This is a genomic window from Pseudoalteromonas sp. APC 3250 (genome assembly GCF_030407915.1).
Lineage (GTDB): Bacteria > Pseudomonadota > Gammaproteobacteria > Enterobacterales > Alteromonadaceae > Pseudoalteromonas > Pseudoalteromonas tetraodonis.
On record NZ_JASDCM010000003.1, the window covers coordinates 268325 to 281518 of the forward strand.

Annotated in this window: 13 protein-coding genes; all 13 read left to right on the plus strand. The window is 40.7% G+C overall.

The window, feature by feature from the left end; genetic code table 11:
• Positions 1 to 35 precede the first annotated feature (35 nt).
• Positions 36 to 443 (plus strand): 30S ribosome-binding factor RbfA, encoded by a 408-nt coding sequence (gene rbfA / locus QL986_RS05125; RefSeq protein WP_008467148.1) that lies wholly within the window; start codon positions 36 to 38, stop codon positions 441 to 443.
• Positions 443 to 1387, plus strand: a complete 945-nt coding sequence (gene truB / locus QL986_RS05130) for a tRNA pseudouridine(55) synthase TruB (RefSeq protein ID WP_013464537.1) — start codon at positions 443 to 445, stop codon at positions 1385 to 1387. The genes rbfA and truB overlap by 1 nt, the downstream gene beginning before the upstream one ends.
• Before the next feature lie 109 nt (positions 1388 to 1496).
• On the plus strand, positions 1497 to 1766 hold the full coding sequence (gene rpsO, locus QL986_RS05135) for a 30S ribosomal protein S15 (RefSeq protein ID WP_006793376.1): 270 nt from the start codon (positions 1497 to 1499) through the stop codon (positions 1764 to 1766).
• A 362-nt stretch (positions 1767 to 2128) separates the two neighbouring features.
• Positions 2129 to 4255 carry a polyribonucleotide nucleotidyltransferase gene (pnp, locus tag QL986_RS05140; RefSeq protein WP_013464538.1) on the plus strand — a complete coding sequence of 709 codons (2127 nt, stop codon included), beginning with the start codon at positions 2129 to 2131 and terminating at the stop codon, positions 4253 to 4255.
• A 185-nt stretch (positions 4256 to 4440) separates the two neighbouring features.
• Entirely contained in the window at positions 4441 to 5313 is an 873-nt protein-coding gene (nlpI, locus tag QL986_RS05145) for a lipoprotein NlpI (RefSeq protein WP_013464539.1), read from the plus strand.
• Entirely contained in the window at positions 5297 to 6436 is a 1140-nt protein-coding gene (locus QL986_RS05150; protein WP_290191287.1) for a hypothetical protein, read from the plus strand. The genes nlpI and QL986_RS05150 overlap by 17 nt, the downstream gene beginning before the upstream one ends.
• 289 nt (positions 6437 to 6725) lie before the next feature.
• Positions 6726 to 9518 carry a monovalent cation/H+ antiporter subunit A gene (locus QL986_RS05155; RefSeq protein WP_028835352.1) on the plus strand — a complete coding sequence of 931 codons (2793 nt, stop codon included), beginning with the start codon at positions 6726 to 6728 and terminating at the stop codon, positions 9516 to 9518.
• Positions 9518 to 9865 (plus strand): Na+/H+ antiporter subunit C, encoded by a 348-nt coding sequence (locus QL986_RS05160; protein WP_013464542.1) that lies wholly within the window; start codon positions 9518 to 9520, stop codon positions 9863 to 9865. The genes QL986_RS05155 and QL986_RS05160 overlap by 1 nt, the downstream gene beginning before the upstream one ends.
• Entirely contained in the window at positions 9862 to 11379 is a 1518-nt protein-coding gene (locus QL986_RS05165) for a monovalent cation/H+ antiporter subunit D (RefSeq protein WP_024602786.1), read from the plus strand. Before QL986_RS05160 ends, QL986_RS05165 begins: the two co-directional genes overlap by 4 nt.
• Positions 11379 to 11915 (plus strand): Na+/H+ antiporter subunit E, encoded by a 537-nt coding sequence (locus QL986_RS05170; RefSeq protein WP_016899457.1) that lies wholly within the window; start codon positions 11379 to 11381, stop codon positions 11913 to 11915. Before QL986_RS05165 ends, QL986_RS05170 begins: the two co-directional genes overlap by 1 nt.
• Positions 11909 to 12178: a K+/H+ antiporter subunit F gene (locus QL986_RS05175; protein ID WP_008114565.1), complete on the plus strand. Its 270-nt coding sequence runs from the start codon at positions 11909 to 11911 to the stop codon at positions 12176 to 12178. The genes QL986_RS05170 and QL986_RS05175 overlap by 7 nt, the downstream gene beginning before the upstream one ends.
• Before the next feature lie 9 nt (positions 12179 to 12187).
• Complete coding sequence (locus tag QL986_RS05180; RefSeq protein ID WP_013464546.1) at positions 12188 to 12520, plus strand: Na+/H+ antiporter subunit G; 333 nt, start codon at positions 12188 to 12190, stop codon at positions 12518 to 12520.
• 128 nt (positions 12521 to 12648) lie between these two features.
• Complete coding sequence (locus tag QL986_RS05185; protein WP_013464547.1) at positions 12649 to 13146, plus strand: DUF2059 domain-containing protein; 498 nt, start codon at positions 12649 to 12651, stop codon at positions 13144 to 13146.
• Positions 13147 to 13194 lie beyond the last annotated feature (48 nt).

Genomic DNA, 13194 nt, shown 5'->3' on the forward strand with positions numbered 1-13194 from the left:
TATTTTTCAATAAGTTATAATTTTAGGAAAGTGAAATGAGAGAATTTTCTCGCACTGATCGTGTTGCTCAGCAAATTCAAAAAGAAATTGCGGTGATTTTACAACGCGAAATTAAAGATCCACGCTTGGGCATGGTGACAGTGTCTGCGGTAGAAGTATCGCGCGATTTATCTTATGCCAAAGTTTTCATTACTGTGTTTAACACCGAAGATGAAAATGCAGCCAAACAAAGTGCCAAAGTACTGAACGAAGCAACGGGCTATATCCGTTCGTTGCTAGGTAAACGTATTCGTGCGCGAATCATGCCTGAGCTTAAATTTGTGGTTGATAATTCATTAATGGAAGGGATGCGAATCTCTAACTTAGTGGACTCTATCATTCGTGAAGATAATGCTAAGCATGTTGATGATGAAACAGATAGCGAAGAAGGCACTAAAGACTAATGGCAAGACGCAGTAAAGGCCGTCCAGTTGATGGTATTTTGTTGTTAAACAAACCAGAAGGTATTTCATCAAACAAAGCACTGCAGCAAGCGAAAGGTATTTATTTTGCTCAAAAAGCGGGGCACACTGGTGCGCTCGATCCGCTTGCGACCGGTATGCTGCCTATTTGTTTTGGTGAAGCCACTAAGTTTACCCAGTTTTTACTCGATACAGATAAAACCTATGTTGTGCGAGCAAAACTGGGTGAGCGTACTACCACGTCAGACTCTGATGGTGAAGTGGTCGAAACGCGTGATGTTAATGTTACTGCTGAACTGCTTACACAGGAAATTGCTAAATTTTTAGGTGAGTCAGATCAATACCCATCAATGTACTCAGCGCTTAAATATGAAGGCAAGCCTTTATATAAATATGCGCGTGAAGGCATAGAAGTTCCTCGCAAATGTCGAAAAATTAACGTATTTAGCTTAACGCTTGATGAGTTTGATGAGCAAGCCAACGAAATACAAATGACTGCCCATGTATCTAAAGGCACATATATTCGTACTATCGTTGATGACTTAGGTGAAAACCTTGGCTGCGGCGCGCATGTGATTATGCTGCATCGTAGTGCTGTAGGGCATTACCCAGCAGATAAAATGGTCACACTTGAGCAGTTAGAAACGTTATTAAATCAAGCGAAAGAACAAGACGTTGCGCCTTCTACTTACCTTGACGAACTATTATTGCCAATGGATACCGCGTTAGTTGATTTACCTGTTGTGGAAATTACTAAAGAGCAGGGAATAGCATTTAGCCATGGTCAAGCTGTGGTGCTAGGTAAAGAATTACCTGAAGGTGCAATAAAAGTTCTGGCTGACGGAATCTTTATTGGTACTGGTGAACGTAATCCTGATGGCCATCTAAAATCAAAACGTGGCTTGTCTAATCAGCAACCAGAGTAAAGTTTAACTTGTAGTTATGCTGATAATTGGTAGAATACGCCCGCTTAATCGTTTTGGCTGAATTAGTGATCGGCTAAAGCACCTATTAAATTTAACTTTTGGAGTTATTATGTCACTAAGCAATCAAGAAAAAATCGATATCATTGCTAAATTCGCACGCGCTGAAGGCGACACTGGTTCACCTGAAGTACAAGTAGCATTACTTACTTTTGATATCAACAAGCTTCAAGGTCACTTTGCTGATCACAAGCATGACTTCCACTCACGTCGTGGTCTGCTTCGTAAAGTAAGCACTCGCCGTAAACTGCTTGATTACCTTAAAGGTAAAGATATCTCGCGTTACACTGCGTTAATCAAAGAGCTTGGCCTACGTCGCTAAGAACTTGATTATCAAAAGGGGAGCTTTTTAGCTCCTTTTTTTGTGCTTAAATTTTCTCGTCTTCCCCAGTACTTCTTAGTAAACCCCTTGAAATATCGAATAAAAGCCATACTATTATCTTTCACAAAGCGAATGTTTTTGACATTGCTGCAAGCACTATTTTATCTCGGTGCTAAGCTCGCAATTTTACCTGACTTTGTTATATACTATGGCGCGTAGATAAAAAGGTTTATCTACGGTTATTTACATCATTGCCAATTGTAGTACTTAATTGATTTCCAACTGAATACAATTATGTACTGTAATTGGTACTTTGATGAAAACTTAATTAATACTAAAAATACATTTAAGGAATATTTTAAGTGCAAGCAATTATAAAAGAATTTCAACTAGGTCAACACACAGTGACGCTAGAAACAGGTGCTATCGCTCGTCAAGCAGACGGCGCAGTACTAGCAAGCATTGGCGACACGTCAGTACTCGTAACGGTTGTTGGTAAGCGTGAAGCTCAACCAGGCCAAGACTTTTTCCCACTAACAGTTAACTACCAAGAGCGTATGTACGCTGCAGGTCGTATCCCAGGTGGTTTCCTTAAGCGTGAAGGTCGTCCTAACGATGGCGAAACGCTTATTGCACGTCTTATTGACCGTCCAATTCGTCCACTTTTTCCAAATGGTTTCGTAAACGAAGTACAAGTTATCGCGACGGTTGTTTCTGTAAACCCTGAAATCCAACCTGATATGGTTGCGATGATTGGTACATCAGCAGCACTTGCTATCTCTGGTATTCCGTTCAGCGGTCCAATTGGTGCATCACGTGTTGGTTACATCAACGGTGAATACGTACTTAACCCAACACTAAAAGAGCTTGAAGAAAGCCAACTTGATTTAGTTGTTGCTGGTACTGATAACGCCGTACTTATGGTTGAATCAGAAGCAGACGTACTTGCTGAAGACGTAATGCTAGGCGCAGTTGTATACGGCCATGAGCAATCACAGTCTATCATCAAGGCAATCAACGAATTTAAAGCAGAAGCAGGCAAGCCTACTTGGGATTGGACTGCACCTGAGAAAAACGTTGCATTAGAAGAGAAAGTAGCAACACTTGCTGCTGATAAAGTAGGCGAAGCTTACCGTATTACTGATAAAGTAGCGCGTAAAGAAGCATTAACTGCAGCAAAAGATGCCGTAGTTGAAGCGCTTACTAGCGAACTTGCTGAAGGCGAAACGCTTGATAAGCAAGAAGTAGGTAAAGTATTCGGTTCACTTGAGAAGAAAATCGTTCGTGGCCGTATCGCTGCTGGCGAAAAACGTATCGATGGTCGTGAACCAGATATGATCCGTGCACTAGATGTAATGACTGGCGTACTTCCACGTACTCACGGTTCTGCAATCTTTACACGTGGTGAAACGCAAGCATTAGTAACAGCAACACTTGGTACAGAACGTGACTCACAGTTAATCGATGATTTAACTGGCACGCACAAAAACCACTTTATGCTTAACTACAACTTCCCTCCATTCTGTGTAGGTGAAACGGGTTTTGTAGGTTCTCCTAAGCGTCGTGAAATCGGCCACGGTAACCTAGCTAAGCGTGGTATCCAAGCTGTAATGCCAACATTAACTGAGTTCCCTTACTCAATTCGTGTTGTATCTGAAATCACTGAATCAAATGGTTCATCTTCAATGGCATCGGTTTGTGGTACGTCTCTAGCGCTTATGAACGCGGGTGTACCAATTAAAGCCTCTGTTGCGGGTATCGCGATGGGCCTAGTTAAAGAAGAAGAAAACTTTGTAGTACTTTCAGATATCTTAGGTGATGAAGATCACTTAGGTGACATGGACTTTAAAGTAGCGGGTACAACTAACGGTATCACTGCACTACAAATGGATATCAAGATTGAAGGTATCACGCAAGAAATCATGCAAATCGCGCTTAAGCAAGCGAAAGCAGCTCGTTTACACATTCTAGGTGTGATGGACGAAGCGATTTCTGCACCTTCTGAAGAGTTATCTATGTTTGCTCCGCGTATTTACACGATGCAAATCCCACAGAAGAAAATTGCTGAAGTAATCGGTAAAGGTGGCGCAACTATTCGTCAACTTACTGAAGAAACAGGTACTACGATTGAAATCGGTGATGATGGCACAATCAAAATTGCTGCTACAGACGGTGAAAGTGCAGCAAATGCAATTAGCCGTATTGAGCAATTAACTGCTGAGCTTGAAGTTGGTACTATCTACGAAGGTAAAGTTGTACGTATCGTTGACTTCGGTGCGTTTGTAAATATTCTTCCTGGTAAAGATGGCCTAGTGCATATCTCACAAATCAGCACAGAGCGTGTTAACAACGTTGCTGATCACCTTAGTGAAGGTCAAGAAGTTAAAGTTAAAGTACTAGAAGTAGACCGCCAAGGCCGTGTACGTCTAAGTATTAAAGAAGCAATGGAATCAGCAGCACCTGCAGCTGACGAGTCTAAAGACGCGTAATTGCTAATCTTTCATCCAGATAATTACTGGATAGTATAAAAAGGGGCTGTTTAGCCCCTTTTTTTATGCTTTAATGTTAGCAACCTATTATGTTCAAGACGTTAAGTAACATATAACAAGAATGAACCTTACAAGACAGCTTATGTCTTATCTATTTGCTACTTACCTCGGTATTAAGGATTTTAATGAGACTTAAACATTTAGCCTTGGCATCTTTTGCTATTTTGTCTTTAAGCGCTTGTCAGGCTACTACTAAACCCGCTGCTATTATTAATGTGCCATTTACTGCGCCACTTGCATCAGACTTTAGAAATGAAATTGCCATTGCTCGTTTTTCAGAGCTATTAAATAGAGCAGACTTAAGTACAGAGCAACAAGCAAAGCTCTATTATGACCGTGGTGTGCTGTTTGATAGCTTAGGCATGACCACTTTATCGCGAATTGATTTTAATCGAGCGGTTAAGCTTAAGCCCGACTTGGCTGAAGTGTATAATTTTTTGGGGATTCAACATACCTTGATGCAGCAATACGAAAAAGCATACGAGTATTTTGATTCAGCCATAGAGTTAGACCAAGAACATGAATATGCGTATTTAAATCGTGGTATTGCTTTGTACTATGGTGATAGAGCCACGCTTGCAAAGGATGACTTTAAAACGTTTTTGGAGCGCTCTCCTAATGACCCTTATCGTGTGCTGTGGCTTTATTTAGCGCAGGCCGCACAAGATAAAACTCAGGCACTCGCTTCGTTAAAAGCTAATGCGGCGGCCCTTGATGAAAATGAATGGGCGTACCAGCTTATTGCCTTGTATGTAGGTGATATGAGTGAAAAAGCATTTTTTTCAGGGATAGCCGATGGTGTAAGTTCACAACAAGAATATGCTCAACGTTTATGTGAAGCTTATTTTTACTTAGCTAAACAGCACCAAGCCGCAGGTGAGCTTTCAATTGCAACAGATTACTTTAAGTTGGCGCTGGCCACGAACGTTCATGAATTTATAGAATATAAATATGCACGTTTAGAGCTTGAGTTGATGGCAAGTGAAAGCGCGGGCTAATTTTTTTAAATTAAGCATTTTATTACTGTGCACTAGCTTAATTAGTGGCTCCAGTAATAAACAAAATAGCATTGGCTTTTGGCAAGTATTGCACGCCAAAGCCAATGTGATTGATAGTTATTGGCAATTCCCTAGTTACTTTGCATCTCATATTTTACAACTCCCCCCGACCTCATTAGCCACCTTAGCACGCAATAAAATAGCCCATGCACAATACGGATATGGGTTATCATTAATAGCCAATAATCAAACTGAAACCGCCAAGCTCTTTTGGCAAGCAAGCCTCGATGAGATAACAATTAAACAACAAAAACATCTCGCAGCTTCATTGCTTGCTCAACAGCGTTGGCAAGATTTAGCGTTATTAAAAGCTCACAATAAGTTACCTAAAGGGGATGCCTTTTATCATTTACAGTTACAGCAGCATGCTCCCTTCGATGCATTAAACCACTCCTTTATGAATAAATTAGGGTTTTTGGTAGCGAGCGAGCAAATTGAGATACAAAAGCAATGCACATTTAATGTGCTAATGCTGAGCGATCACCGTGATGGTTTATATAGGCTCAACCACTTTGTGAAAAAATACGCACAACACCCAGAGCCTAGTAGTAATGCATTTTGTTTTTCAAAGCCTATATATGTTGGTAATGCAATTGCTTGTAACAGCACTAAAGCAACGCTTGCGCAGTGCGATTGGCAACAGTCATCACTTAAGCAGCGGCTTCCTAAAGGATTCGATTTTGCGATTATGATGCCCAAGCAAGGTACTGCCAATGTGCATCAGGGCTTAATGCATATTAACTCGCAGGCTAATTATACAGTCTTTTTACATGAATTAATGCACTTTAATGGTTTTGAAGATGAATACGCTTTACCAGCAAAAAAACAAGCTTGGCTTTGTCAGCTTGAGGGGTTGGTTGCCCCTAACTTGTTTATTGCTCATAACACTGATGCGCCAAAAGGATGGCACAAAAGCAAAAGCTGTCAGCAAGGAGGTGTTGCTTATAAGCCAAGCGCACAGTGGTCTATTATGCAATATCAACAGGTTGGACTTTCAGAGCAATATCGGGCTTTGTGGCAAACTCATATAGAGCAACATGCAGATTTATTCCCGCGCTTTTAATCATTAAATAGAGTGCTTTTAGGTTGTTTAACCAATGATTATATGAGCCTATTAAAACTGCTTAAAAGCTGAGCCGGTTTTATCCCAGTTCATTAATTTATAGACTTTTTTGTTTGATTATTGCCCCGCTAGAAGCGCTTTCTATAGACAAAAACCGTGTTTATCAGTATAACTGTACGTATTAATGTTGTTAAAAAACAGATATAAAACGTATACCCAAGTCACTTTGGTATTTAATAATAACAAGTAGCGAATTGATAAACTTTATGATTCAAAAAGGCCCTTCATTATGACTTTGCTCTGGATACCCCTGTTATCCTTATTAGGCAGTGTTATTTCTGCATGCACCGGCAAACTTTCTCGAAATCAGGCAACGAGCCTAACGGCTATTGCGCCTTTAGCCGCGCTTGCAATTACACTTTATCATGCGCCTGCGGTTCTCGCGGGAGAAACCATTCGTTTTAGCGCGCAGTGGATACCTGCTTTAGGGCTGGATATTTCCTTACGCTTAGATGGTTTGAGTTTACTGTTTTTATTTATGATTTTAGGAATAGGGCTGCTGGTTATTTTGTATGCCCGTTATTACCTAAGTCAAAACGATTCACTGCCAAAGCTATTTAGTTACTTAATGTTATTTATGACCGCCATGCTGGGCATTGTTATGTCAAACAATGTGATTCAGTTATGGGTATTTTGGGAGCTAACCAGTATTAGCTCGTTCTTGTTGATTAGTTACTGGTGGCATAAATCAGAGGCGCGCAAGGGGGCGCGTATGGCACTGGCGGTAACCGGTGCGGGTGGTTTAGCATTACTGGGCGGCTTAATGCTGCTAGGTGATATTGTTGGAAGCTACAACCTAGACACTATTTTAGCTAGCAAAGCGATTATTCAATCACATGATTTATACGAATTAGCGCTGGTGCTAGTATTACTAGGCGCCTTTACCAAGTCTGCACAATTTCCGTTTCATTTTTGGTTACCCCATGCCATGGCAGCACCTACACCGGTTAGTGCCTATTTACACTCTGCCACTATGGTAAAAGCGGGTATCTTTTTACTTGCGCGTTTTTATCCAGCACTGGCGGGTACCGACACTTGGTTTTTATTAGTCGGTTTGACGGGTTTAACTACACTTTTATTTGGCGCTTACATCGCGCTATTCAAACATGATTTAAAAGGCTTATTAGCCTATTCAACAATTAGTCATTTAGGCCTAATTACTCTATTACTCGGCCTAGACACACAACTTGCAACCGTAGCCGCTATTTTTCATATTATTAACCATGCTACGTTTAAAGCGTCGTTATTTATGGCCACGGGTATTATTGATCATGAAACCGGCACGCGTGATATGCGCAAACTCAATGGCATGTGGCGCTACTTACCTTATACGGCCACATTGGCGATGGTGGCCGCTGCCGCTATGGCGGGTGTACCGCTATTAAATGGTTTCTTATCTAAAGAAATGTTTTTTGCTGAAACACTGCATCAGCAAGTACTTGGCTCTATGTCGTGGTTAATTCCTGTGCTGGCAACCGTTGCAGGTGCGCTGTCGGTAGCGTACTCATCTCGCTTTATTCATGACGTGTTCTTTAATGGTGAACCGATAGACTTACCACGCACCCCTCATGAGGCGCCACGTTATATGCGTGTGCCTATCGAAATTTTAGTGGTGCTATGTATTTTAGTGGGTATTTTTCCGCACTTTGCAGTAGATGGTATTTTATCGGCTGCTTCATTGGCCGTACTTGGCCAAGCTATGCCTGAGTACAAGCTAACTATTTGGCACGGTTTCAATTTACCTCTACTTATGAGTGGTATGGCGGTGATTGGTGGTTTATTTATTTACGTTAATCGTAAGTACTTGTTTCAGTTTCAGGCGTCGTTACCTCCTTTTAACGCTAAAAAAATCTTCGAGCGTTTTTTAGCGGTTGTGGTTAATTGGTGTCAAAACAAAATCCAATCAACAGAAAATGGCTCATTACAACGCTATGTATTTATTATGTTAGGTGTTGTATTACTTGCCTCAGGTTGGCCATTATTTGAAATGAAACAGCTAGCTGGCAGTGTACCTAACACCCCAGTTGATATTCAAAATGCTATAGGTGCAGGGCTACTGATTATTGGTGCTATTGCTACCGTTATTTGGCATCGAATTCGGATGGTGTCGTTATTAATGCTGTCGATTGTGGGATTAATGGTGTCGGTAGCGTTTACACGTTTTTCAGCGCCTGACTTGGCCTTAACGCAACTTACAGTAGAAGTTGCGACCATCATATTATTAATGTTGGCACTGTTTTTCTTACCGCAAAGTACGCCAAGAGAGTCAAGCTCGTTGCGTATTTTACGTGATGTGGTTATTTCCTCTACGGTGGGGGTAATTATTGCTAGTATTTGTTATGCATTACTGACCCGTCCTCTTAATTCAATTTCTGAATTCTTTGTTGCTAATGCTAAAACAGGCGGTGGGGGTACTAACGTTGTTAACGTTATTTTAGTTGATTTTAGGGGCTTTGATACCTTAGGTGAAATCACCGTGTTAGGGATTGCAGCACTGGGTATATTTAAACTGTTATCAAGAATTCCGCTTTATATGCCAGCAAGCGACAGTGAAGGGCGCCCATGGTCTAAAGACCGTCACCCTATTTTATTGGCTTGTATTTCACAAAGCTTATTACCATTGGCGCTATTAGTATCCGCTTATATTTTCTTACGTGGTCATAACTTACCGGGCGGTGGATTTATTGCCGGTCTCGTGACCTCTATTGCCTTTATTTTACAATATATGGCCCATGGTACTGCGTGGATTAATGAACGTTTTGATGTTAACTATCGAAAAATTATTGCATCAGGTATCGCTATCGCCATGTTTACGGGTGTCGGAAGTTGGTTCTTCGATAAACCATTCTTAACTACCTGGTTTGATTACTTTGATATTCCGTTTGTTGGTAAAACAGAGCTAGCTAGCGCCATTGTATTTGACTTGGGCGTGTACTTAACCGTCGTTGGCGCGACGCTAATGATCCTTGCGAGCTTAGGTAATATGACAGCGAACGCAGAGAAAGAAGAGGTAAATATTTAATGGAACTGTTATACGCATCTTGCGTTGGCGTGCTAGTCACCTGTGGTGTGTTCTTATTATTGAGAGCGCGCACATTCCCAGTGGTATTGGGGCTGACAATGATTTCTTACGCGGTTAATTTGTTTTTATTCTCATCAGGGCGCTTAACTATCAATAAAGCGGTGGTACTTGGAACTGGCGCTGATTACGCCGATCCGCTGCCACAAGCCTTAGTATTAACAGCTATTGTGATAGGATTTGCCATGACTGCGTTTGTGGTTATTTTATCGATACGAGGGCGAGCAGATTTAGGGAATGATCATGTTGATGGCACCCTAACCAGAAGTAAACGCAAGGAGAGAAAATGATTCAGCATTTAGCATCTTTGCCTGTTTTAATGCCTATGCTAGCGGCAATCATTCTGCTACTGCCACCGTGTGGCAAAAGTTTATTTGCACGGCGATTAACTTCAAGCCTAATGGCTATTTTAACCTTTGTAATTACAGTATTACTGCTGGTTCAGGTTAAAGATAACGGGATTATTGTTTATGCAATCGGTAACTGGTCAGCGCCGTTTGGTATTGTACTGGTAGCAGATATGCTCTCAACTTTACTGGTTACTTTAACCGCCTTTTTAGGTCTTGGTGTGGTTTTATATGGGTGTGCCGGCGATGACGAGCAAGGCAGCTTTTTCCATCCCTTGGTTCATTTTTTAATATTAGGGGTAAATGGTGCGTTTTTAACGGGTGATTTATTTAACGTCTTTGTCTTTTTTGAAGTGTTACTAATTGCTTCTTATGCGCTATTAATGCACGGCGGCGGTAAACCAAAAACACGTGCAGCACTGCATTACGTTATTTTAAACTTGGTTGGCTCAAGTGTATTTTTAATCGGCTTAGGTATTTTATATGGGGTATTGGGTACCCTAAACATTGCTGATATGGCTAATAAAGTACCGCAGTTAACTGGTGATGATGTTTATTTAGCTAAAGCGGGCGGGTTACTATTGCTTGTAGTATTTGCCCTTAAAAGTGCACTATTACCACTGCATTTATGGCTCCCAAATGCCTATTCAAGTGCGACACCCGTGGTTGCTGCATTATTCGCGATTATGACCAAAGTAGGTGTTTACGCCACTTTACGCGTATATACAGTGGTATTTGGTGAACAAGCCGGTGAACTTGAGCATATGGCGCAGTCTTGGCTATGGGCGTTGGCCATTGCTACTATAGTGATTGGGGCAATCGGGGTGTTGGCAGCACAAGATTTACGTAAGCTTACCGCAAACTTAGTACTGGTTTCTGTGGGTACTTTAGTGGCACTGGTTGCACTTCAAAATATAAACGCCACAGCTGCACTATTGTATTATTTGGTGCACTCAACGTTAGTGACTGCAGCACTATTTTTACTGGCTGATTTAATTGCAACTCAGCGAGGTAAAGCCGGCGACAGATTAGTTGGCGGACGCGCAGTTAAACAACCATTCTTGTTGGGGGCGTGTTTTATTATCGCTGGACTAACCGTCATAGGTATGCCGCCACTTTCAGGTTTTGTAGGTAAAATTTGGATTTTAAAAACCACCTTAAACAGTGAGCAAGCACTGGTATTTTGGCCTGTTTACTTAATTATGAGCTTAGCGTTAATTGTTGCTATATCACGTGCAGGCACGAGTTTGTTTTGGGAGCATAAAGACAAAGGCGGTGAGGCTGCTGATGTTGCTAATGCACATCCGTTGCAAGTTATCGTACTTGTTGGCCTGCTCACAAGCTCAATACTGTTGGTTGTTTTTGGTGATTTGGCAACGCAATATGCACTTGAAACAGCAACACAACTTCACGATATTAGTGGTGGTATTAATGCGGTACTCAAGGGAGGTCTGTAATGCGCTTAGAAGCTCGTTTTCGTTGGTTACCCACACCGTTTCGTAGTCTATTTTTATTTATAGTATGGCTATTATTAAATAACAGTGTGTCTGTAGGGCATATTATATTGGGTGCATTGTTAGCACTGCTTATTCCTTTATTCAGTATGTCATTTAGAGATCCACAACCACTCATATTAAAGCCTGGCTTGGCGTTTAAGCAGTTACTTATTGTGCTTTACGATATTATTGTGGCTAATTTACAAGTGGCCTTATTAATACTGGGCCCTTCAAAAAATTTACGTCCAGGTTTTGTTAAAGTGCCTATCGATTTAATGCATGAAATGCCAATTACTATTTTGGCTAGTTGTGTGTCTTTAACGCCGGGTACAGTAAGTGCTGAGGTTTATCCTCTCATTAAGTCACTTAATGAAGATGATGAACCAGCGCAGCGATATTTATTAATTCACGTGTTGGATTTAGATGATGAGCAAGCACTTATCAAACAAATAAAAGCACGCTACGAAGCTCCCCTAAAGGAGATATTTCAATGTTAGATACAGTATTACTGATTGTTTTTTCAATGGTTGGATTGTCATTACTACTAAATTTATGGCGACTTATTATTGGTCCATCAGTACCAGATCGTATTTTGGCGCTCGATACAATGTATATTAACGTTATTGCATTGATTATTTTATATAGCATCAGTATGGGAACAGGTTTATATTTTGAAGCCGCTTTGCTTATCGCAATGTTAGGCTTTATAAGTACCGTGGCAGTATGTAAGTATTTACTTCGTGGCGATATAATTGAGTAAGGTATTAAAATGATAAGTGAATGGATCGTATCAATATTGCTGTTGTTAGGTGGGCTCTTTATTTTAATTGGCTCTATTGGCTTAATTAAACTGCCGGACTTTTTTATGCGTTTACATGGGCCAACTAAAGCAACCACTTTAGGGATGGCAAGTATACTCACGGCTGCGATGGTATTTTTTGCCAATTCAGCTAGTGGCTTAAGCGTAAAAGAAATATTAATCACTATATTTTTATTAATCACGGCGCCCATTAGTGGTTATATGCTAATTAAAACCGCTATTCATCATAAGTTAAAAGCCAAAGATGGAACGAAAGGACTCGATAATATCGAAAAAGATTAACCCTAACAAACGACAAAAAGCCGAATAATGGTAGTTATTCGGCTTTTTGTTTTTTTGGTTGTTCCCATTTACAACACTTATTGAACATGTGAGTATGGCGTAAATTCAAATACAAAAAGGATATTAATATGGGTAAGGTATTACTTTTATCACTACTTATTTTTTCAACTAGCCTATATGCAGCGCAAACTACTAAGCAACAAAAAATTGATGAGCTGGTAGAGGTGATGGATATGGACGCTATGGTTGACTCTATGTATTCTCAAGTTGAGGGCATGATGCAAAATATGTCGGTGCAAATGGGGGTAAAGCCAGATGAAAAGCCAATATTTGACAAATATTATGCCGATATGACTAAGGTGCTAAAAACCAAAATGAGCTGGCAAAAAATGCAGCCTATGATGGTTAACCTTTATGATAAGCAATTTAGTGAGCAAGAGATTAGCGATATGCTCGATTTTTATAAAACAGAGTCAGGGCAAGCTATTTTGAAAAAAATGCCACAGGTGATGCAAGCATCTATGCAAATGTCACAATCTCTAGTGCAAGAAGCCATGCCTGAGATCCAAGCAATTGCTGGGCAGCTAGGTGAAGCACTTAAACAATCGCGTAGCGAAGCAAATTAAACTATAGTTAACCTAACTCGTAGCAAAATAACGTCTACATTTTCTAGC